The sequence below is a fragment of the Streptomyces luteosporeus genome (genome assembly GCF_039532865.1).
In the GTDB taxonomy this organism is placed as follows: domain Bacteria; phylum Actinomycetota; class Actinomycetes; order Streptomycetales; family Streptomycetaceae; genus Streptomyces; species Streptomyces luteosporeus.
This window is the reverse complement of record NZ_BAAASL010000001.1, coordinates 88391-111102: the sequence shown is the minus strand read 5'-3', so window position 1 is coordinate 111102 and position 22712 is coordinate 88391. Positions and strand designations below refer to the sequence as shown.

At 73.7% G+C, this 22712-nt stretch carries 16 protein-coding genes; 8 read left to right on the top strand and 8 right to left on the bottom strand.

Annotated features, from left to right (window positions below):
• Positions 1–5: 5 nt before the first annotated feature.
• The 4 genes from ABD361_RS00530 to ABD361_RS00515 form a co-directional block, all read right to left on the bottom strand.
• Positions 6–413 carry a PPOX class F420-dependent oxidoreductase gene (locus tag ABD361_RS00530; RefSeq protein WP_344432552.1) on the bottom strand — a complete coding sequence of 136 codons (408 nt, stop codon included), beginning with the start codon at positions 411–413 and terminating at the stop codon, positions 6–8.
• A gap of 226 nt (positions 414–639) precedes the next feature.
• Entirely contained in the window at positions 640–1140 is a 501-nt protein-coding gene (ispF, locus tag ABD361_RS00525) for a 2-C-methyl-D-erythritol 2,4-cyclodiphosphate synthase (RefSeq protein WP_344432551.1), read from the bottom strand.
• Entirely contained in the window at positions 1130–1915 is a 786-nt protein-coding gene (ispD, locus tag ABD361_RS00520) for a 2-C-methyl-D-erythritol 4-phosphate cytidylyltransferase (protein WP_344432550.1), read from the bottom strand. The genes ispF and ispD overlap by 11 nt, the downstream gene beginning before the upstream one ends.
• Positions 1916–2214: 299 nt before the next feature.
• A complete protein-coding gene (locus ABD361_RS00515) occupies positions 2215–2697 on the bottom strand; it encodes a CarD family transcriptional regulator (protein ID WP_003953493.1) in 483 nt (160 codons plus the stop codon).
• A 581-nt stretch (positions 2698–3278) separates the two neighbouring features.
• Here ABD361_RS00515 and ABD361_RS00510 point away from each other — a divergent pair.
• The gene (locus ABD361_RS00510) at positions 3279–3926 is read left to right on the top strand and encodes a copper chaperone PCu(A)C domain-containing protein (RefSeq protein WP_344432549.1); all 648 of its coding nucleotides are present in this window, start codon (positions 3279–3281) and stop codon (positions 3924–3926) included.
• Between the two features lie 350 nt (positions 3927–4276).
• On the opposite strand, the gene phoP is transcribed toward ABD361_RS00510, so the two are convergent.
• Entirely contained in the window at positions 4277–4957 is a 681-nt protein-coding gene (gene phoP, locus ABD361_RS00505; protein WP_344432548.1) for a two-component system response regulator PhoP, read from the bottom strand.
• A gap of 67 nt (positions 4958–5024) precedes the next feature.
• A complete protein-coding gene (gene phoR, locus ABD361_RS00500) occupies positions 5025–6317 on the bottom strand; it encodes a two-component system sensor histidine kinase PhoR (RefSeq protein WP_344432547.1) in 1293 nt (430 codons plus the stop codon).
• Positions 6318–6536: 219 nt separating this feature from the next.
• Between phoR and phoU the strand changes: the two genes are divergently transcribed.
• A complete protein-coding gene (gene phoU, locus ABD361_RS00495; RefSeq protein ID WP_344432546.1) occupies positions 6537–7226 on the top strand; it encodes a phosphate signaling complex protein PhoU in 690 nt (229 codons plus the stop codon).
• Positions 7227–7561: 335 nt separating this feature from the next.
• On the opposite strand, the gene ABD361_RS00490 is transcribed toward phoU, so the two are convergent.
• Both ABD361_RS00490 and ABD361_RS00485 read right to left on the bottom strand, forming a co-directional pair.
• The gene (locus tag ABD361_RS00490) at positions 7562–8857 is read right to left on the bottom strand and encodes an MFS transporter (protein ID WP_344432545.1); all 1296 of its coding nucleotides are present in this window, start codon (positions 8855–8857) and stop codon (positions 7562–7564) included.
• Between the two features lie 464 nt (positions 8858–9321).
• On the bottom strand, positions 9322–9990 hold the full coding sequence (locus ABD361_RS00485) for a hypothetical protein (protein WP_344432544.1): 669 nt from the start codon (positions 9988–9990) through the stop codon (positions 9322–9324).
• Between the two features lie 178 nt (positions 9991–10168).
• Between ABD361_RS00485 and gntA the strand changes: the two genes are divergently transcribed.
• The 6 genes from gntA (at position 10169) to sbnA (ending at position 22702) form a co-directional block, all read left to right on the top strand.
• Complete coding sequence (gene gntA, locus ABD361_RS00480; protein WP_344432543.1) at positions 10169–10852, top strand: guanitoxin biosynthesis heme-dependent pre-guanitoxin N-hydroxylase GntA; 684 nt, start codon at positions 10169–10171, stop codon at positions 10850–10852.
• A gap of 391 nt (positions 10853–11243) precedes the next feature.
• Positions 11244–11447, top strand: coding sequence for an MbtH family protein (locus ABD361_RS00475; RefSeq protein WP_344432542.1), 204 nt, complete (start codon positions 11244–11246; stop codon positions 11445–11447).
• Positions 11448–11643: 196 nt separating this feature from the next.
• Positions 11644–12579 carry an ornithine carbamoyltransferase gene (locus tag ABD361_RS00470; RefSeq protein ID WP_425583099.1) on the top strand — a complete coding sequence of 312 codons (936 nt, stop codon included), beginning with the start codon at positions 11644–11646 and terminating at the stop codon, positions 12577–12579.
• Positions 12580–12640: 61 nt separating this feature from the next.
• Entirely contained in the window at positions 12641–14554 is a 1914-nt protein-coding gene (locus tag ABD361_RS00465) for a non-ribosomal peptide synthetase (protein ID WP_344432864.1), read from the top strand.
• Complete coding sequence (locus ABD361_RS00460; RefSeq protein WP_344432541.1) at positions 14544–21719, top strand: amino acid adenylation domain-containing protein; 7176 nt, start codon at positions 14544–14546, stop codon at positions 21717–21719. The genes ABD361_RS00465 and ABD361_RS00460 overlap by 11 nt, the downstream gene beginning before the upstream one ends.
• Positions 21716–22702 (top strand): 2,3-diaminopropionate biosynthesis protein SbnA, encoded by a 987-nt coding sequence (gene sbnA, locus ABD361_RS00455; protein ID WP_344432540.1) that lies wholly within the window; start codon positions 21716–21718, stop codon positions 22700–22702. The genes ABD361_RS00460 and sbnA overlap by 4 nt, the downstream gene beginning before the upstream one ends.
• Positions 22703–22712 lie beyond the last annotated feature (10 nt).

The following is a 22712-nucleotide window of genomic DNA, read 5'->3' as shown; positions in this document are numbered from 1 at the left end:
GCGGCTCAGAGCGAGCCCACGACCTTGCGCGGCGTGATGCGCACGACGACGCGCTGGGCGTCGTCCTTGGCCGCGGGGTTGAAGTCCGCGTAATCCTTACCGGTGTACTTCCGCGCCAGCTCGTTGATGAGCTCGTCGCCGCCCTCGGTCGTGATCTCGACGGTGCCGCGGATCTCCGCGTACGTGTACGGCGCGTTCGGCGGGTTGATCAGCACCGTGATCCGCGGGTCGCGGCGCAGGTTCTTCTCCTTGCGACGCCCCACGGTGGTGGAGACCAGCAGATCGTCGCCGTCGCGCTTGATCCAGGTGACGGACAGCTGCGGGCTGCCGTCGGGCTGGATCGTGGCGAGGGTGACGAAGGCGGGATTGTCGTCGATGTACTTCTTGAGGTCCTCGGACAGTACGGCGGACACGGCGGCCCTCCCGGGGGGCGGTGCGGTGGAGGTGGTTTGTCCGTGGATCCCTCCCCCGCAGCACCCCTCCCCGAAACCGGGGCGCCCGTAAGGGGCGCGAGGAACTGCGCGACAAGCCACGACGCGCCCGCAGGCGAGGTGCTGTGCCCGGGCCCCGGGGTGGCGCGTTCGGCTGCGGGCCGTCGTGGCCGATCGCGCAGTTCCCCGCGCCCCTGGGGGGCGCCCCCTACGGGGCGCTGCGGTACACGAGGGCCGTCGCCACGGCCGCCAGGCCTTCCGCCCGGCCGGTCAGGCCGAGGCCGTCCGTCGTCGTGCCGGAGACGGACACCGGCGCGCCGACCGCCGCCGACAGCGCCTTCTGCGCCTCCTCGCGCCGCTTGCCGATCTTCGGCCGGACGCCGATCACCTGGATGGCCACGTTGCCGATGCCGAAGCCGGCCTCCCGCACGATCCGCGCCGCCTCGGCCAGCAGCGTCACCCCGGACGCCCCCGACCACTCGGGCCGGTCCGTGCCGAAGTGCGCGCCCAGGTCGCCCAGGCCCGCCGCCGAGAACAGCGCGTCGCAGGCCGCGTGCGCGGCCACGTCACCGTCGGAGTGGCCGGCCAGCCCGTGGCTCGCGCCCTCCCACAGCAGGCCGGCGCACCACAGCTCGCGGCCCTCCTCGAAGGCGTGCACATCGGTGCCGATGCCGACCAGCGGCAGCAGCGGGGTCGCCTCAGAAGCCATCGTTCGCCCTCCTGCGCGCCAGCACGGCCTCGGCCAGGACCAGGTCCAGCGGCCGCGTCACCTTGAACGCCTCCTCGTGCCCGGGCACCACCACGACCGGCACGCCGAGGCGCTCGACCATGCCGGCGTCGTCCGTGGCGCCCTCGCCGTCCACGGCGACCTTCTCGTGGGCCTCGGCGAGCACGGCCCGGGCGAAGCCCTGGGGCGTCTGCACGGCCCGCAGCAGCGCGCGCTCGGGCGTGCCGACCACGGGCTCGGGCTCCCCGGCCCGCTCGCCCGTACGCGGCTCGACCTGCTTGACCGTGTCGGCCAGCGGCAGCGCCGGCACCACGGCCGGCGCCCCCTCCCGCACGGCGGCGGCCACCGCGTCGACGATGTCGACGGGCACCAGCGGCCGGGCGGCATCGTGAACGAGGACGGCGGTGACGTCGTCGGGCAGCGCGGCCAGGCCGAGCCGCACGGACTCCTGCCGGGTGGCGCCGCCGGGCACGACCACGACGTCCGTACGGGTGCTGTCGCGGTCGGCGAGGGGATGGGCGTCCAGGAGGTTGCGGACCTCGGCGGCCCCGTCCGGCGGGGCGACCACGACGACGAGGGAGACGGCCCGGGAGGCCGCCATCGCCCGCACCGCGTGCACGAGCATCGGGGTGCCGCTCAGGGCGCGCAGGGCCTTCGGCGCGCCGGGACCCAGGCGTACGCCACGGCCGGCCGCGGGAATGACGGCGGCGGTGCGCCCCGGCACGGCGGGGACGGGCGCGGAGTGTCGCTCGGACATTGCGTTGGCGTTCAGGTTTGCTTCCTCGGCCGATTTGGGTATGGCCCTGGGGGTACCGCCCAGCTCGCAGAGCTGGGAGGAGTGCCGGGCACGATGCCCCGACCGGCCCCTTCCGTGACGACTGGCCGGGTCTGCTGCCCGGTCGGCACGCCTTCGAGCCACTGGTTCCACTGGATGCGGATGCGACCGGAGCCGAAGATGCCGCAGCGCCCGGCGGACGACGGAACGTCGTCGCGCGGGCACCGCGGCACTTCTTCACATCCGGTCCGGGCGGCGGCGAGGCCACCGGCACCTGTGCGTCAGGAGGCGAGGACCTCGTCGAGCAGGGCCTCGGCCTTGTCCTCGTTGGTGTTCTCCGCGAGGGCGAGCTCGCTCACCAGGATCTGGCGGGCCTTGGCGAGCATGCGCTTCTCACCCGCGGACAGGCCGCGCTCACGCTCGCGCCGCCACAGGTCGCGAACGACCTCGGCGACCTTGATCACGTCGCCGGACGCGAGCTTCTCGAGATTTGCCTTGTAGCGCCGGGACCAGTTGGTCGGCTCTTCCGCATAGGGCGCGCGCAGCACCTCGAAGACCCGGTCGAGCCCGTCCTGGCCGACCACATCGCGAACGCCGACGAACTCTGCATTGTCCGCCGGCACTCGAACCGTCAGGTCACCCTGGGCGACCTTCAGCACCAAGTAGGTCTTGTCCACGCCTTTGATCTGGCGAGTTTCGATGGCCTCGATCAGCGCGGCCCCGTGATGGGGATAGACCACGGTGTCGCCAACCTTGAACGTCATGTGACAGGTACCCCTTCCGTGGCTATCCAGTCTAACACGGGGCCCGCCCGTTCTGAATGGCGTTTCCGCAGGTCAGGGCATATCTCGGGGCTTGACAACAGAGACCGGGACGTGCTGCGGGGCCCTTCCGGAAGCAGGTATTCGCAGGTGGGAGCACGTCTGCGGGCGGGGCGAAACGCGGACGTTACGCCCGCCGGACGGGCTCCGCGGGCAGCCGATCGTCCCGTTTTGCCGGGGTCCGGTCGGCGGACTTCGCGTACTCCGTTCGGGGCGCACGGGTCTTCTGCGCTCCCCCGTCCGGAATTGATCACACCGAACTTGATCAATTCCGGAACTCCTTCCCCATACGCCTCCCATTCATTGCCGATAAACACCCGCATCGGTGATCCCCGCCTTCACCCATGTCGCGAGATCGGCCGACCGCCGATATTCGGTCGCGCTGCCGGCCGGGGCGCGAGTTGACCATGGGGGCGGGTCGGGTGCAGCGGCCGTCGGACGGCTCGGTAACCTAACCCCGCTGACACAACCCTTATCTCGTGCGTACCCCGTACGCGTACCTCGTCCAAGGAGATGCCGCCGCCGTGAGCAGCAGCCTTCGACGCGGCGCACTCGCCGCTTCCGCCCTCGTGCTCTCGATCGCCTCGCTCTCCGCCTGCGCGGCGGGCAACGACGCGCAGACGCTGGAGGTCAAGCCGGACAACGCCGCCACCTCGGTCGGCGACATCAAGCTGCAGAACATCAACGTCATCACGCAGCCCAACCAGGACACGACGGGCCCCGCCGTGATCACCGGCCAGATCTTCAACAACGGCCGCAAGGACCAGACGCTGCGCTCCATCAAGCTGCCCGGCAAGGACGTGACCGTGAAGCTCACGTCCGCCAAGGGCTCCGGCGACGTCGTCGTCCCGGCCGGCGGCTCGGTGCTGCTCGGCGGCAAGGGCAACGCCTCCGCGGTCCTGCCCAAGGGCCGCGAGGGCATCAAGGACGGCGCGAGCCAGCCGCTGACGTTCAACCTCAGCTCGACCGGTGACGTGAAGATCGCCGCGTTCGTCGTCCCGGCGACGAGCTACTTCAAGGAGTGGGGCCCCGAGCAGGCGCCCGCCCAGTCCAAGCCGTCCGCCTCCGGCGAGGCCGCGGCCCCCTCGGGCGCCCCGGCGACCGCGTCCGCCCCCGCGAGCCCCTCGGGCAAGCCCGGCGCGTCCGCCCAGCCCCAGCACGCGGGCCACTGACGCACGAGGGCCGGGCCCGGAAGCGACCAGCTTCCGGGCCCGGCCCGTTTCGTACGACGGCGCGCGCCGCGCCCGGACCCCGGGGCGACGTGTTCGACTGCGGGCCGTCAGTGGCCGATCGCGCAGTTCCCCGCGCCCCTGACGGGGCGCGCTGCACGATCGCACCACGGCGCCCCGTAGGGGCGCGGGGAACTGCGCGACAAGCCACGACGCGCCCGCAGTCGAGGTAGCCGTGCTGCGGCCCGGACCCCGGGGCGACGCGTCCGGCTGCGGGCCGTCGGTGGCCGATCGCGCCCACGCGGCGGCAGCCGCAGATCAACACTGCCCCGCGCCCCTACGGGGCGCACCGCCTACGGCTCGAACTTGTAGCCCAGGCCCCGCACCGTCACCAGGTAGCGCGGAGCGCCCGGGTCCGGCTCGATCTTGGCTCGGAGGCGCTTGACGTGGACGTCGAGCGTCTTCGTGTCGCCCACGTAGTCCGCTCCCCACACACGGTCGATCAGCTGCATGCGGGTCAGGACGCGGCCCGCGTTGCGCAGCAGCATTTCCAGGAGGTCGAACTCCTTCAGGGGCAGGTCGACCTTGGCGCCCGCGACGGTCACCACGTGCCGGTCGACGTCCATGCGGACGGGGCCCGCCTCCAGGGCGGCCGGGGTGACCTCCTCCGGTTCTCCGCGGCGGCGCAGGACGGCGCGGATGCGGGCGACCAGCTCCCGCGAGGAGAACGGCTTGGTGACGTAGTCGTCCGCGCCTATTTCCAGGCCGACGACCTTGTCGATCTCGCTGTCCTTGGCCGTCACCATGATCACGGGAACGTTCGAGCGACTGCGCAGCTGCCGGCAGACCTCGGTGCCGGGCAGGCCCGGCAGCATCAGGTCCAGCAGGACGAGGTCGGCGCCGTTGCGCTCGAACTCGTCCAGCCCGTCCGGCCCGGTGGCCGCGACGGCCACCTCGAAGCCCTCCTTGCGGAGCATGTAGGACAACGCGTCGCTGAAGGATTCCTCGTCCTCTACGACGAGCACTCGTGTCACAGTTCGACCTCCGGTCGGGCCTTCGGCCCAGACGGCGTGGGATGGAACGGGGAGGCGGCGCCGGTGGTCACCGGTGCGCCCCCGGCGCGGGCAGGGGATCGTGGGGCGCGTCGTCGACGAAGTCCGCCGCGTCGGGGCCGATGAGCGGGCGGTTGCGCTCGCGCGTGGCCCGGGTGCCCTGGCCCGCCCGCTCGCGGTCGCGGTCGCGGCTCGCACCGGCCTCCGGCAGGCGCAGGGTGAACGTGGAGCCCTGGCCCTCGGCGCTCCAGACGGTCACCTCGCCGCCGTGGGAGGCGACGACGTGCTTGACGATCGACAGGCCCAGGCCCGTGCCGCCGGTGGCACGGGAGCGGGCGGGGTCGACGCGGTAGAAGCGCTCGAAGACGCGTTCGCGGTCCTTCTCGGAGATGCCGATGCCCTGGTCGGTGACAGCGATCTCGATCAGGTCGCCGCCGGGGGCGGCCACCTTGCGGGCGGCGATGCCGACGCGGGTGCGGGCGGGGCTGTAGTTGACGGCGTTCTCGACAAGGTTTCCCAGGGCGGCCGCGAGCTGGCCGCGGTTGCCCCAGACGTACAGGCCGGCGGCGCCCCCGGTGGCCATGGTGATCTGCTTGGTGCCGGCCTGGTGGCGGCAGCGGTCGATGGCCTCGGCGACGAGTTCGTCGACGCGTACGGGCTCGGCGTCCTCCAGGGGGTCGTCGTTCTGGACCCGGGAGAGGTCGATGAGCTCCTGGACGAGGTTGGTCAGGCGGGTGGCCTCGATCTGCATGCGGCCGGCGAAGCGGGTGACGGCCTCGGGGTCGTCGCTCGCGTCCATGACGGCCTCCGACAGCAGCGACAGCGCGCCGACCGGGGTCTTGAGCTCGTGGCTGACGTTGGCGACGAAGTCGCGGCGGACGGCCTCGATGCGCCGGGCCTCGGTGAGGTCCTCGACGAGGAGCAGGACGAGCCGGGAGCCGAGCGGGGCGACGCGCGCGGAGACCGCCAGCGCGTCGCCGCGGCCGGTGCCGCGGCGCGGCAGGTCGAGCTCGACCTGGCGTATCTCGCCGTCCCGGCGCGTGTCGCGGGCCATCTGCAGCATCGGCTCGACGGCGAGCTTGCCGCCGCGCACCAGCCCGAGGGCGTAGGCGGCGGAGCTGGCCTTGACCACGGTGTCGGCCTCGTCGAGGACGACGGCGGAGGAGCGCAGGACGGACAGGACGGTGTCCACGCCGGGCGGCAGGACGGCGTCCGTGTGCAGGGAGGTGCGGGTGGGCCTGGCCTGGTCGCGCTCGCTCCAGCGGAACGCCAGCATGGCGATGACACCGGTGCACACTCCGGCGATCGCTGCCGCTGCGGCGACGGCCGCGTCCAGGTTCATGTCTCCAGGTTATGCGGCCGAAAGGTCCCTCCCACAGCCGAATGGGGGGCGTCTCGAACACACGTTGCCGAGAGTTCACCTTCAGGTCAGAAGTGGTTCACTCCGGGGGACGGCAGCCGTCGCGTTGCGGCCGGACCGTGGGGAGCGTTGGCCGTCCGAGGGGCACCGGATGCGGTTCCCGGCGGTCACGGCAGTACACGAGCGAGAGAAGGTCGACAGATGCGGGACGCGTACCACGAGGAGCTGGATTCGATCGGCGAGGGCCTGGTCGAGATGGCCCGGCTGGTGGGCTCCGCGATCGGGCGCGCCACCACGGCGATCCTCGACGCGGACCTGAAGCTGGCGGAGTCCGTCATCGCGGCGGACGCCAAGGTCGACGACCTGCAGCGGGACCTGGAGGCCCGGGCGATCGCCCTGCTGGCCCGCCAGCAGCCGGTGGCCACCGACCTGCGGATCGTCGTCACGTCGCTGCGCATGAGCGCGGACCTGGAGCGCTCGGGCGACCTGGCCCAGCACGTGGCCAAGCTGGCCCGGCTGCGCTTCCCGGAGTCGGCGGTCCCGCGTGACCTGCACGCGACGATCCTGGAGATGGGCCAGCTCGCGCAGCGGCTGATGGCCAAGGCGGGCGAGGTGATCATCACCAAGGACGTGGACCTCGCGCTGCAGCTGGAGCACGACGACGACGCGATGGACCTGCTGCACCGCGCGCTCTTCCAGCACCTGATGGACGACCGCTGGCGGCACGGCATCGAGACGGCGGTCGACGTCACCCTGCTGGGCCGCTACTACGAGCGCTTCGCGGACCACGCGGTCTCGGTGGCCAAGCGCGTGGTGTACCTGGTGACCGGTGAGCACGCCGACGAGCTCACCCAGCCGGTCGGCCAGCAGGGCACCCTCGAAGCGTCGTGACCCTCCCGCGCGGCGCGCGCCGGCGCCGCGCGTGCTCCGTCATGCTCCTTCGCGCCCCCGGTGCCCGCACGTACGTACGTGATGGGCATTGACGGTCGCAGTGGGCCGCCGTTGACTGAGGGGGAAGGCAGACACCCTTCGAGGAGGATTCCGAATGAGCGGCTGTCAGTGTGGACCCGGGTGCTCGTGCGGCTGCCAGAACGGCGGCTCCTGCCAGTGCGGCGGCAGCTGCAGCTGAGAGACGTCTGAAGGTCTCTCGCTCCGTACGTCACTCACACCCAGCGCAAAGGGCCCCCGCCCGACAAGGCGGGGGCCCCACTGCGTCCGCCGGGAAGTCACACCCGGTCGGCGGCAGCCGGCTCGGTCGGCTCGGCCGGCTCGGGGCCCGCTTCCAGCCGGTCGAGCTCGGCGCGCCGCCGGCCGCCCCAGCGGATGACGGGCGCCATCGCGGCCGACGTCACGACGAACAGCACGCCCAGGAAGATCCAGCCGGGAGCGCCCCAGTAGACGATGAGGCCCGTCAGGGCCAGCGGGCCGAGCATCTCGGCGACGGTGATGCCGTTGCCGAAGAACGCCTGGTACTGGCCGGTCTTGCCCTTCGGGGCGAGACCGAAGCTGACCTCCCACTCCCCGGCGGCCTGCATCATCTCGCCCGCGACCATCAGCCCGGCCGCGAGGACGAGCAGCAGGCCCGCCGCCCAGGCGGAGTCCCCGGCGGCGGAGAAGGCGAACGCCAGGCACGCCGCGCCCAGCAGGACGCTGCCGAGCAGCAGGTAGCGCGCGGCGGAGGCGAGGTCCTTGACGCCGTCCGAGACCCGGACCTGGAAGAGGGCCACCACCACGGTGTTGAGCATCAGCATCACGGACAGCAGGGACACCGGGGCCGAGGTGTGCTCGCTGATCCACAGCGGCAGGGCGACGCTGACCAGCGGGACGTACAGCAGCAGGACGGTGTTCAGCACGCTGATGAGGACGTACGGGCCGTCCCGGAAGACCGAGGTGCCGCCCGGCTTCGCCGTCGCCCCGGCACCGGCCCGGGGGGCCACGGGCACGGGCGGCACGGCCGGCAGCCTGCTGAGGACGAACGCGGCGACGAGGAAGGCAAGGGCGTTCAGCACGAACGCCGCGTAGTACGCCCCGCGCCGGTCGAAGAGCAGCACGAGGCCGCCGAGGCCCGCGCCGATCGTCATGCCCGCGTTGAAGCTGGACTGGACGTACGCCCGTACGCGCGTGACCTGCTCCTTGGGCACCAGCCCCGCGAGCAGGGCCTGTTCGGCCGCCGAGCCGCCGCGCTGGCTCACCGCGTACGCGCAGGAGGCGATGACGAACGGCACGAAGGAGGTGATGAAGGTGAAGGAGGCGACGGACAGGGCCGAGCACACGAACAGCACCACCGCCGTGCCCCGGGGGCCCATGCGGTCGGCCAGGTGTCCCAGCGGCACGCTCAGCACGAGCGCCGCCGACCAGCCGATGGTCAGGCCGAGGCTCATCTGGAACGGGGACAGCCCGACGATCCGGGTGAAGAACAGCGCCGCACAGATGTTGTAGGCCCCGTCCCCCATGCGGCACACCAGCTGGGCCAGGGCCAGGCCGCGCGGCGGGCCGGGGGGCGGGATCAGGTCCTTTAACACGATGCTCCTTCGGGCCGCGCGGGCGCGGGTGCTCGGCGGTGCGCCGGTCGGGCGCGCGCACGGCGAGGTGTCCGGGGGTGGGCTGGGGTACGCCGGACGACGCCGACGGGCTCACGCGCGCGTACGGCCGGTCCGGGACCCGGGGAGGGGGATCGCTCGTCGACCCCGCCCGTCACCCTCCGCCGACGACGTCGGCGGCCACCCGGCCCACACCCGGCCGGAGGTCGCAAAGGCTGATCGGCAGGCCTCTCCGCGGCCCTGTATGACGGACAGAAAGATAGGCACAGCCCACGGAGCCGCACAAGGCGCGGTACGGACGCGCCCCGTAGGGGCGCGGGGAACTGCGCGATCGGCCACCGACGGCCCGCAGTCGAACACGCCGCCCCGGGCCCGGGCACAGCACCTCACCTGCGGGCGCGTCGTGGCTTGTCGCGCAGTTCCCCGCGCCCCTGACGGGGCGCCGCCTAACCGGCCGCGTGCGGCAAGACCGTAACGGTGATGTCGGGCCGCACCGAGGCGAGGACCCCGGCGACCGTCGCGCCGATCTCCTCCGTGTGCTCCGCGTCCTCGCCGGGGCAGCCGAGGACGACGAGGAGCGCCTCGTGGTCGCCCTCGCCGACCTGGCGTTCGGCGGAGTCGCAGTCGCGGCGGCCCAGCCAGGCGAAGGGCTCCAGGTGCCCGCCGGCGCCCGGCACGCCGTAGATCAGGTCGCCCGCCGGGACGGGCTTGGAGCGGGAGGAGAAGGCCGGCACGATCCGTTCGGCGCCGGTGGCGCGGGTGACGACGAGGTCGCGGCCGCCGTCCTCGGGCAGCAGCCGGTGCAGGCCGATTCCGGCGCCGTGCCGCAGCGTCGCCACGCTCACCGCGTCGACGACGGCGCCGTGGGAGCGCCAGCCGCGCGTGGCGACCAGGGTCTGCAGGCGTTCGCCGGCCGGGACGACCTCGGGGTGGCCGAGGCCCGCGAGGAGCTTGCGGTATCCCTCGGGCAGCGGGGCCTGTGCGTCGTACGCGGCGGCCACCTGCTCGGCGGTGAGCCCCTCGCCGCCGAGCAGCGGGGCGCTGGCGGTCAGCCGCCAGGCGCGGGAGTGGTGCAGGCCCAGGTCGCGGGCGTCCGGCGCGACGAGAAGTTTCATGCGATTCCCTCTGTACGGCAGTTGGGCGAACCGACGCCACATATACACCACTTGGCGGGCTTTGCTCACTCGACCGATCTCGTCGCGGCACATCCCGAGGAATGCATGCAGCCGGTCGCATGGCGATACGCGCACACCATGGCGGCATACACCGTCATGACCACAGGGGGAGACTGGCGTGTCCGAGCACCTCGGTCAACGAGAGGACGAGATCCGCGCGCGGATCGGCGACTGGTTACGCAGTGACCGGTTCAGCTGCCTGGCGGGAAAGGCCGCCCTGCGCAGGGACTTGATCACCTACGCGGCACTCGGCCCCATGGGTACGACGGAGACGACTGCCGTGCTGCACGGGGCACTTGAGGACTACGTTACTGAACAGCTCGGTACGGACGAGAACTTCGCCACCTTCATTGCCGTCTTCGACGGGCCGGCCGGGCTCTCCGAGGAGCAGTTCGAGGCCACCCTGTGGCAACAGCTGTCGGATCTCCACGCGATCGACCGGCAGCGGTACGCGTGGGCCCCGGACGCGGACCCCGACCCGGAGTCCCCGCGCTTCGCCTTCAGCGTCGCCGGACACCCCTTCTTCGTCGTCGGCATGCACGACCGGGCCTCGCGGATCACGCGCCGCTCCCCGCTCACCGCCCTGGCCTTCAACTCGCACCACCAGTTCGAGCGGTTGAAGCAGAACGGTGTATACAGCGGCCTCCAGCGCCGCATCCGCCAGCGGGAGATGCGCCTGCAGCAGTCGGTCAATCCGAATCTGGACGAGTTCGGCCTGTCGTCGGAGGCCCGGCAGTACTCGGGGCGCACGGCCGAACCGGGGTGGACCTGCCCTTTCCGGCCGGCGGCGGAGAACCGCTGACCGGACGGCCCCCGCGGGACCGGCGTTTCGTTCCGGCCGTTCTCCCGAATTCCTTTGCACGCAAGGGAGTTGGCCGGAGAGCAGCACTCCGGCGGAGAAATACCCGGTAGATGCAGCGGATTCCGGCCATCGAGTCGCACTCAAGCGCGACACACCCGATCGACGTGTGATCCGCGTCATATCGAGGCCGTGTAACAGCGTGGCAACCTGGCGCGGCGGCAGCGACGCCGGCCCGGCCACAGTGGCGGCACGTCCGGCGTTCCGTGCCGCGCCACACCCCGTTTCCTCAGCACAACGAGCAAGTCCTGCACCGGCGTTCGCCGGTCATCGCACGACGAGATCCAGCGGGCCCCCGCTCCGGGACCGCCCGCCTTCCGCTCGGGGGAGCCCCATGAACGACGACCGGCGTTTTCGCGTGGTGATCAACGACGAGGAGCAGTACTCCGTCTGGCCCGCGGACGGCGACCTTCCGGCGGGCTGGCGGGCCGAGGGCTTCGAGGGCCCCAAGCAGGAGTGCCTGGCCCACATCGACACCGTGTGGACCGACATGCGCCCGGCGAGCCTGCGCCGCCGCACCGCGGCGTCCACCTCTTGATGCGGCACTGCCCCGTACGGCACCGCCCGACCCCGCACCGTCTGATCAAACACCGCCTGATCAAACACCGCCCGACCCCGCACCGCCCGACCCCGCAGCGTGCGCCCCGGGCCCTGGCCTGCGCACGGCCGCGGAGTCGACAGCGACACGAGTGACGGGAGCGCCGCCTTCCGGCGTCCTGTCGTGAAAGGACATTGTGAGCAGCCCCGCCGTGCGTCATCTGATCTCCACGAGGGACCTGACCGACTCCGATCTGCGCTCCCTCGTCGAGCGGGGTGCCGCGTTCTCCCGTGGCTCCGTCCGTTCGGGGGACCAGCTCTCCGGGCTGGTCGCCGGCGTCCTCTTCCTGAAGACGTCGACCCGCACCCGTACGTCCTTCTCCGCCGCGGCCCTCCGGCTCGGCGCGAAGCTCATCTCCTACGGCCCCGACGACCTGCAGACCAACAGCGGGGAGACCCTGGAGGACACCGCCGAGGTGCTCTCCCGGATGCTGGACCTGCTCGTGGTGCGCAGCGCGGGCGACCCGGCCGACCTGCGGGCGTTCGCCGCGCAGTCGCGGATGGCGGTGATCAACGCGATGACCGCAGACGAGCACCCGACCCAGGCCATCGCCGACCTGACCACCCTGCTGTGCCGCTTCGGCGCCCTGGAGGGCCTGCGGGTCTGTTACGTGGGCGAGGGCAACAACACCGCCGCCGCCCTGGCGCTGACGCTCAGCCGCTTCAAGGGCGTCCGGCTGGAGCTGCGGACGCCGCCCGGCTACGGCCTGGCGCCCGCGACGCTGCGGCAGGCGCTGGCGAACGCGGCGGCCAGCGGGGCGCAGGTGAGCGAACTGCACTCCATGGACACCGCGCCGGCCGGCTTCGACGTGATCTACACGACCCGGTGGCAGACGACGGGCACCAGCAAGGCGGACCCGAACTGGCGCGCGGTCTTCGCGCCGTTCCAGGTGACCACCGCGCTGTGGGACGCGAGCCCCGACGCCGTGTTCCTGCACGACCTGCCCGCCCACCGGGGCGAGGACGTCACCGCCGAGGTGCTGGACGGTCCGAAGAGCCTGGCCTTCGACCAGTCCGAGAACAAGATGTACGCGGCGATGGCCGTCCTGGAATGGTGCGCCGGCGCGCGCTGACGATCCGGCGCCGAGCGCCGGGGGACCACACCACAGCGGGGGAATCGCACACGTGAACACGATGTCCGCCACCGAGCCCGCGGCCGTCCGGGCGGAATGGAACGACACCGCCCGCGAGGGGCTGCGCACGACCCTTCCGGAGCTGTTCGAAACGCAGGTCCGGCGCGTCCCCGACCGTACGGCCGTCGTGCACGACCGCACGGCCCTGACCTACCGGGAGCTCAACGAGCGCGCCAACCGGCTGGCGCGGTTCCTGGTGGCCCGCGGCGCCGGGCCCGAGCACCTGGTGGCCGTGGCGACGCCCCGCTCCGCGGGGACGCTCGTCGCCAACCTGGCGGTGGCGAAGGCCGGTGCGGCCTGGGTGCCGGTCGACCCGGAGTACCCGCCGGCCCGTATCGCCGCGCTGCTGGCGTCCGCGGCGCCCCACCTCGTCCTGACCACCGCCGCCGTGGCGGACGGGCTGCCGGAGGGTCCCGGGCGGATCGTCCTCGACGACCCGGACGTCGCCGCGCTGATCGCCGCGCAGGGCGCCGGCGACCTGACCGACGCCGAACGGCTCGCCCCGCTCGACGCGGACCACGCGGCGTACGTCATCCACACCTCCGGTTCGACGGGCCGGCCCAAGGGCGTGGTGGTGACGCACGCCGGTCTGGCGAGCCTGGCGGTCGACCACATCGAGCGCTTCGGGATCACCGAGGGCGACGGCGTGCTGCAGTTCGCCTCGTTCAGCTTCGACTGCTCGGTCGGCGACATGCTGATGGCGCTGGCCTCCGGCTCGGCCCTCGTCGTCCGCCCGGGGCACTGCCTGTCCGGGGAGGAGCTGGGCGCCCTGATCGACCGCTCCGGCGCCACCCACGTGACCATCCCGCCCCAGGTGCTCGCCGCCCTGCCGCCCGCCGCGTACCCCAGCTTGCGGACCATCGCCACCGCCGGTGACGTGTGCTCCGGCAAGCTCGTGGACCAATGGGCCCCCGGGCGGCGGATGTTCAACGCCTACGGCCCCACCGAGGCCACCGTGGACGCGGTGGCCACGGAGGTCACCGAGGGCACCGCCGTCCCGCCGATCGGCCGGCCCGTGGTGAACATGCGGGCGTACGTGCTCGACGAGGACCTGCAGCCGGTGCCGGTCGGCCGGGAGGGCGAGCTGTTCCTCGCCGGCGCCGGACTGGCCCGGGGCTACCTGCGCCAACCCGGGCTGACGGCCGAGCGGTTCGTGCCCTGCCCCTTCGGGGCGCCCGGCGAACGGATGTACCGCACGGGCGACCTCGCCGTGTGGCAGGCGGACGGGAACCTCGAGTTCCGGGGCCGGATCGACGAGCAGGTCAAGATCCGCGGCTTCCGCATCGAGCCCGGCGAGGTCGAGGCCGCGCTCGGCGCCCACCCCGGCGTCGCCGGCAGCGTGGTCGTCGCCCGCGAGGACCAGCCGGGCGGCAAGCGCCTGGTCGCGTACGTCGTCCCCCGGGAGGGGGCCGCACCGGAACCCGCCGCGCTGCGCCGCCACCTGGCCGGGACGCTGCCCGACCACCTCGTGCCCAGCGCGGTCGTCGTCCTGGACGCGTTCCCCCTGAACCGCAACGGGAAGCTGGACCGCGCCGCCCTGCCCGCGCCCGACCTGTCCGCCACCGTCTCCGCGCGGGCGCCGCGCACCCCCGGCGAGGAGCTGTTGTGCGGCCTGTTCGCCGAGGTCCTGGGGCTGGACCGGGTCGGCCCCGACGACGCGTTCTTCGACCTGGGCGGCGACAGCGTGCTGGCCATCCGGCTCGCGGCGAAGGTCCGCGAGGCGGGCTGGGTGCTCTCCCCCAAGGACGTGTTCACCCACCAGCGGGCCGAGGCGCTGGCCGGGCTCCTCGCACCGGCGCCGGAGCCGGAGCCGGCCGGTGCGACCGGGGACGGCGCCACCGGTGGCGCGCCGCTGCTGGAGCTGAGCCAGGACGACATCGACGATCTCACAGGGGAATGGACAGATGAGCTCTGACAGCCGGAAGCCGGCCATCCTGCCGCTGGCCCCGCTGCAGGAGGGGATGCTGTTCCTCTCCCTGTTCGACCAGCAGGCCGCCGGTGCCGGTGTCTACGTGCCGCAGATGGTGGTCGAGCTCGAGGGACACGTCGAGACGCCGGTCCTGGAAGGCGCCGTCCGCGCCCTGACGGAGCGCCACGCCAACCTGCGCGCGTGCTTCCGTACGGCGAAGAAGCAGGGCACTCCGGTGCAGCTGATCCCGCCCACGGTGGACGTGCCGTTACGCGAGTTCGACCTGTCCGGGCTGCCGGAGGACGCACGCGAGGCCGAGCTCGACCGGCTCATGGCCGAGGACCGGGCGGTCCCCTTCGACCTGGCCAGGCCGCCGCTGCTGCGGTTCACGCTCATCCGGCGCGCCGCCACGCGCTGGCGCCTGGTGATGACCCACCACCACATCCTGCTGGACGGCTGGTCCATCCCGCCGCTGCTCGACGAGCTGCTCACCCTCTACCGGCAGCAGGGGGACGCCGCAGGCCTGCCCCCGGTCGTGCCGTACGAGAACTACCTGCGCTGGCTGGCCGCCCAGGACCGCGACGTCGCGCGCGACGCCTGGCGGCGCTCGCTCGCGGGCGTGGAGGGCCCCACCCTGGTCGCCCCCGCGGCGACCGGACCGCAGACCACACCGCCCCGCACCCTGGAGAGGGGCCTGGGCGAGGAGGTGACGGCGGCGCTGACCGCCCGGGCGCGCGGCAGCAGGCTCACCCTGAACACCGTCGTCCAGGGCGCGTGGGGGACGGTGCTCTCCCGCCTCACCGGCCGCGACGACGTGCTCTTCGGCGTCACCGTCTCCAGCCGCCCGGAGGCGGTCGAAGGCGTCGACCGGATCATCGGCCTGCTGATCAACACCCTGCCGGCCCACCTGCGCGTCGATCCCACCGCCCCGCTGGCCGAGCTGCTGCGCGGCCTGCAGGACGAGCAGGCGGACCTGCTGCCGCACCACAACCTCGGCCTGACCGAGATCCAGCAACTCGTCGGATGCGGCCCCCTGTTCGACACCCTGATGGTGTTCCAGAACTACCCCGAGCGGGCCCGGGACGCGAGCGGGGACGTGCGGATCGTCGACGCGTACGACATCGACGCCACCCACTACCCGCTCAGCCTGACCGTGCTCCCCGGCGCCGACCTGCGGCTGCGGCTGGAGTACCGCACCGACGCGTTCGACGCGCAGAGCGCCGAACGCGTCCTGGACTGGCTGGTGCGGCTGCTCGGGGCGTTCGCCGAGGACCCCGCCCGCCCGCTGTCCTCCGTCGACCTGCTGGGCCCGGCCGAGCGGCACCGCGTCCTGGTGGAGTGGAACGACACCGCGCACCCGGTGCCCGCCACCACGCTGCCGGAGCTGTTCGAGGAGCAGGCGGCCCGCACACCTGACGCCGTGGCCACCGTGTTCGCCGGCGAGGCGCTGACCTTCGCCGAGCTCAACGAGCGGGCCAACCGGCTGGCCCGGGTGCTGGTCGCCCGCGGCGCGGGCCCCGAGCGGCTGGTCGGCCTCTCGCTGCGGCACTCCCCCGGCATGATGGCCGCCGTCCTGGCGATCCAGAAGGCCGGCGCCGCGTACGTGCCCGTCGACCCGGACTACCCCGCGTCCCGCATCGCCCACCTGGTGACCGACGCGGCGCCCGTGCTGGTCGTCACCTCCGCCGAGCACGCCGCGGCCCTGCCGGAGGGCACCGAACTGCTCCTCCTGGACGACCCGCAGGTCGCGCAGGCGGCCGCCGCCCACCCGGGGACGAACCTCACCGACGCCGAGCGGGCCGCCCCGCTCGACCCGGCGCACGCCGCCTACGTCATCTACACCTCCGGCTCGACCGGCGTCCCCAAGGGCGTGGTGGTCGAGCACCGCAACGCCGTCAACCTCTTCCACAACCACCGCGCCGCCTACTTCGGGCCCGCCGCCCGGGGGGCCGGCGCCGAGCGGCTGCGCATGGCGCTGGCCTCGTCGATCTCCTTCGACGCATCGGTGGCCGGGATGCTGTGGATGCTGGACGGGCACGAGCTGCACCTGGTCGACGAGGAGTGCCGGTACGACCCGGCGGCGTTCGTGCGCTTCGTCGACGAGCACCGCATCGACGTCGTGGACGTCACCCCCTCCTTCGCCGAGCAACTGCTGCTGGCCGGGCTGCTGGAGGGCCGCCGGCCCGCGGTGCTCGTCATGGGCGGCGAGGCCATCGGCGAGGCGCTGCTGGCCGAGACCGGCGCAGTGCCCGACATGGAGACGTACAACTGCTACGGCCCGACCGAGTGCACCGCCGACGCGACGAGCCCGCAGCGCCTGCGCGGCACCAGCGGGCAGAACATCGGCCGGCCGGTGCGCAACGGCCGGGCGTACGTGCTGGACGCGGGCCTGGCGCCCGTCCCGGTGGGGGTCGTCGGCGAGCTGTACATCGCGGGCGCCGGCGTGTCCCGGGGCTACCTGGGCCGGCCGGGGCTGACCGCCGACCGGTTCCTGCCCTGCCCGTTCGCCGCGGGCGAGCGGATGTACCGCACCGGCGACCTGGCCCGCTGGCTGCCCAACGGGGAGATCGAGTACGTCGGCCGCGCCGACGAGCAGGTCAAGATCCGCGGCTTCCGGGTGGAGCTCGGCGAAATCGAGGCGGTGCTGCGGCAGCACCCCGCCGTGGCGCAGACCGCCGTCGTCGCCCGCGACACCGCGGGCGGCGGCAAGCAGCTGGTCGCCTACGCGGTCCCGGCGGCGGACCCCGGCACCGGCGCCCTCGCCGCGGAGCTGCGCGCCCACGCGGCGCAGCGCCTGCCGGACTACATGGTGCCGGTCGCCGTCGTCCTGCTGAACGAGCTCCCGCTGACCCCGAACGGCAAGCTGGACCGCGCCGGTCTGCCGGCACCCGAGCTGGGCGGGCAGGCATCCGGCCGGGCGCCGCGCACCGAGCTGGAGAAGACCCTGTGCGGGCTCTTCGCCGAGACGCTCGGCGGCGAGCGGATCGGCATCGACGACAGCTTCTTCGACCTCGGCGGCAACTCGCTGCTGGCCATGCGCCTGGCCTCCCGGGTGCGCACCGTCCTGGAGGTCGAACTCCCGGTCCGCACCGTCTTCGAGGCGCCCACCGTCGCCGGCCTCGCCGGCCGCCTGGGCGGCGCCCCGGCCGCCCGCCCGCCGCTGCGGCCGCGGCCGCGCGGCGCTGCTGCGCCGGCCTCGTCCGGGCAGCGCAGGCTGTGGTTCCTCGACACGATGGACCCCGAGCACTCGCCCTACAAGATCCCGCTGGCCGTGCGGCTGGACGGGGAGCTGGACCGCGCCGCCCTCGAACGCGCCCTCGCCGACGTCGTGGAGCGGCACGAGGTGCTGCGCACCGTCTACCCGGAGCGCGACGGCGAGCCGTACCAGCACGTGCTGCCCGCCGAAGAGGCCGCGCCCGCCCTCGTGGTGCGCGAGGCCAACGAGGCGGGCCTGGACGAGGCGCTGCTGGCGGAGGTCTCCCGGCCGTTCCGGCTGCAGGTCGACCCTCCGCTGCGCGCGACGCTGTTCGCGCTCGCCGAGCAGGCGCACGTCCTGCTGCTCGTGGTGCATCACATCGCCGCGGACGGCTGGTCGATGGGCCCGCTGGGCCGGGACCTGTCCCGGGCCTACGCGGCGCGCCTGCGCGGCACGGCACCCGGCTGGGAGCCGCTGCCCGTGCAGTACGCCGACTACGCCGCCTGGCAGCTGGAGACGACCGGTTCCGAGGAGACGCCCGGCAGCCTGATGGCCCGGCAGGTGGACTATTGGCGCTCGGCCCTGGCCGGTCTGCCCGAGGAGCTGGCCCTGCCGGCCGACCGGCCGCGCCCGGCGGCCGGCACCCACCGGGGCGGCGTCGAGCTGTTCACGGTGGACGCCGAGCTGCACGCCGCCCTGGGCGCGCTGGCCGCCGAGCGGCGGGCCAGCCTGTTCATGGTGGTCCAGGCCGCGCTGGCGGCCCTGCTGTACCGGCTCGGCGCCGGGTCCGACGTGCCGATCGGGGCCCCGGTCGCCGGGCGCGCCGACGAGGCGTTGGACGACCTGGTCGGCTTCTTCGTGAACTCGCTGGTGCTGCGCACCGACGTCTCCGGCGACCCGGCCTTCGCCGACCTGCTGGAGCGGGTGCGCGAGGGCGACCTCGCGGCGTACGCCCACCAGGACGTGCCGTTCGAGCGGCTGGTGGAGGTGCTGGGCCCGCCCCGCGTGCCCGGCCGCAACCCGCTGTTCCAGGTCGAGCTGGGCGTCATGGAGAACGCTGCCGAAGAGCTCGCCTTCCCCGGGCTTGCCGCCGCGGTGCTGCCCGTCGGCGCCACCGCCGTCCCCTTCGACCTGTCCTTCGAACTCACCGCCCGCACGGACGCCTCGGGCCCGGCCGGGGTGGCCGGCCGGCTCGACTACAGCACCGAGCTGTTCGACCCGGCGACCGCGCGCGCTCTCGTCGAGCGCCTGCTAGGGGTGCTGCGGCAGGTCGCGGCGGACCCCTCCCTGCCGGTGAGCCGGCTGGACGTCCTCGGCGAGGCCGAACGCACCCTGCTGCTCACGGAGTTCAACCGCAGCGAGCGCGACACCGGCCTCGACGACCTGGTCGCCCACGTCCAGCGGATCGCCGCCGAGCGGCCGCGGGCGACCGCGCTCCTCGACGGCCGCACGGAGCTCGACTACGCCACCCTGGCGGGCCGGGCCTCCGCGCTCTCCCGCCGGCTGACCGCCGCCGGGGCCGGGCCGGGCACCGTGGTGGCCGTGTGCGCGGCCCGCTCGGTGGCCGTGCCCGTCGCCCTGCTCGGCATCCTCGGCGCGGGCGCCGCGTACCTCCCGCTGGACCCCACCGGCCCCGTCGCCCGCAACGCCGGCATGCTCGCCCGCAGCGGCGCGCGCGTCGTCCTCGCCGACCCCGCGCAGGCCGAACGGGCCGGGGAGCTCGCCGCCGCGGCGGGCACCGGCACGGTGGCGGTGCTCTCGCTCGGCGAGGAGTGCGATCCCTTGGACGCGCTGGCCGCGCCCGTCGGGCAACCGGACGACCTGGCGTACGTCCTGTTCACCTCCGGGACCACCGGCCGCCCCAAGGGCGCGATGGTGCACCGCCGCGGCATGGTCAACCACCTGCTCGCCAAGGTGGAGGACCTCGGCCTGACCGCCGACGACAGCGTGCTGCAGAACGCGCCCCTGAGCTTCGACATCTCGGTGTGGCAGATGCTGGCCGCCTTCGTCGCCGGCGGGCGCACCCGCGTCGCCGGCGACGACCTGGCGGCCGACCCGGACCTGCTGTTCGGCATGGTCGCCACCGAGCGGCTCACCGGCGTCGAGGTGGTGCCCTCGCTGCTGCGCACCGCCCTCGACAGCTGGGACGTCACCGGGGACGCGCCGGAACTGCCCGCGCTGCGCTGGCTGATGGTCACCGGCGAGGCGCTGCCGCCCGACCTGTGCGCCCGCTGGTTCGCCCGCTACCCGCACGTCCCGCTGGTCAACGCCTATGGTCCGACGGAGTGTTCGGACGACGTCACGCACGCGTGGCTGACCCCGCGGACCGCGCCCGGGGCCGGGCAGCGCGTGCCGATCGGTCGCGTCATCCGCAACACGCGGCTGTACGTGCTGGACGAGGCGATGCGGCCGGTCCCGCTGGGCGCCGTCGGCGAGCTGTACGTGGGCGGCACCGGCGTCGGCTACGGCTACCTCGGGGACGCCGCGAAGACGGCGGACGCGTTCGTGCCGGACCCGTTCTCGCAGCGGCCCGGCGCGCGGCTGTACCGGACCGGGGACCAGGCGCGGTACCGGCCGGACGGGCAGCTGGAGTTCCTCGGCCGCAACGACCACCAGGTCAAGATCCGCGGTCAGCGCATCGAGCTCGCCGAGGTGGAGACGGCCCTGCGCGCGGTGGACGGCGTCCGGGACGCCGTCGTGGTCGTCCGTGTGGACGCCGCCGGGCACAATCGCTTGGTCGGCTACTACACCGGCGACGCCGTGGCGGACGAGGTGGCGGCGCTGCTCACCGGCGTCCTCACCCCGGCCATGGTGCCCTCGGTGCTGGTGCCCCTGGCCGCCCTGCCGCTGAGCGACAACGGCAAGGTCGACCGCCAGCAGCTGCCGGAGCCGCAGCTGCCGGCCGCGGGCGCGGGACGCCCGCCCGCCACGGAGCGGGAGAAGGTGCTGTGCGGCGTCTTCGCCGACGTGCTCGGCGTGCCGTCCGTCGGCGTCGACGACGACTTCTTCCAGCTCGGCGGCCACTCGCTGCTGGCCACCCGAGTGGCGACCCGGGTCCGTACGGAGCTGGGGGTGCGGCTGCCGGTGCGGCTGCTCTTCGAGGCCCCGACGGTCGCCGCCCTGGCCGCCCGGCTGGGCACCGAGGACCGCGCGGCGGGCCTGGGCGTCCTGCTGCCGCTGCGCCGCACCGGCGTGCGGCCCCCGCTGTTCTGCGTCCACCCGGCCAGCGGCCTGGCCTGGCCGTACGCCCGGCTGGTGGGGCTGCTGGAGCCCGAACGGCCCGTGTACGGCCTGCAGGCACGCGCCCTCACCCGGCCCCGTCGCGCGCCCGCCACGACCGGGGAGATGGCCGCGGACTACGTGGCGCAGATCCTCACCGTCCAGGCGGAGGGCCCCTTCCACCTGCTGGGCTGGTCGTGGGGCGGGCGCATCGCCCACGAGGTGGCGGTGCGGCTGCGGGGGCTCGGCCACGAGGTCGCCCTGCTGGCGATCCTGGACTCCGAGCCGTCCGCCACGGACGTGCGGGTGCCCGGCGAGGAGGAGTTCGTCTCCCACCTGGTGCACGAGGCGGACCTCGACCGCGGGGCGCTCGGGGAGGGTCCGCCGACGCTCGCCGGGCTGCGGCGGGCCCTCGATGCGGCGGGCCCGGCGGCCGGGCCGCTCGGCGGCCTGGAGGAGGACACGCTCCGGGCGGTGTACGACACCTTCCGCAACGAGGCCCGCATCGGCCTGGAGCCGCCCGCGGAGCCCTACGACGGGGACGTGCTGTTCTTCGCCGCGGGGCGCGACGCACCGCAGGCGTCCTCCCTGGCCGCATCGTGGAAGCCGTACGTGACCGGCCGCATCGAGGAGCACGTCGTCGACTGCCGGCACCTGGAGATGCTCGCTCCCGAACCCCTCGGCGCGATCGCGGCCGTGCTCACCGAACGCCTCGGTGCCGGAGGCCCCGGCACCGGAGAGGGGCCGTCGCAGTGATCTACGAGAAGGCCTCCGACGTCGTCCTCGACGACGTGTTCCTCCGGCTGCCCGGCTTCCTGTCCGCCGGGGAGGTGTTCCTGAAACTGGAGGGGCTCAACCCCGCCGGCTCCGTGAAGCTCAAGACCGCCGTCGCCCTCGTCGAGTCGATGGAACGGGACGGCACCCTGCGCCCCGGCTCCCCCGTCATCGAGTCCTCGTCGGGCAACCTCGGCGTCGCCCTGTCCGTGGTGTGCGCGGCCAAGGGCTACCCGCTGACGGTGGTGACGGACCCGAACGCCTCCCGCCACTCGCTGCGCGTCATGCGCAGCCTGAGCACCGAGGTGGTCGAGGTGACCACCCGGGACGCGCAGGGCGGCTTCCTGAACACCCGGATCACCTACATCCACCGCCGCCTCGCCGAGGACCCCACGCTCGTCTGGCTCAACCAGTACGCCAACCCCGCCGGCGTACGCGCCCACCGCGACCGGACCGCCGCCTCCGTCCACAAGGGGCTGGGCACGGTGGACGCGCTGTTCGTCGGGGCCGGCACCACGGGCACGCTGATGGGTTGCGTCGAGTACTTCGCCGAGCACAGCCCCGGCACCCGGGTCGTCGCCGTGGACGCCGTCGGCTCGGTCACCTTCGGCGGCCCCGCCGCGCCCCGCTTCATCCCCGGCCTCGGCACCAGCCGGCGGCCCGAGCTGTTCACCGACGGCGGCGGCTTCGAGAAGCTGCTCGTCGCGGAGCCCGACACGGTGGCGATGTGCCGGCGCGTCGCCGAGACGTACGGCCTGCTGGTGGGCGGCTCCACCGGAACCGTGCTCGCCGCCGTGCAGCAGCTCGCGCCCACGCTGGCCCCCGGCTCCCGGGTGGCCGTCATCTCCCCGGACATGGGCGACAAGTACATCGACACCGTCTACTCCGACGCCTGGGTCGCCGAGCGCTACACGGGCATCCCCGAACTGGCCGGTCTCGGCCCCACCGCCACCAGCAGCCGATAAAGCAGCATCC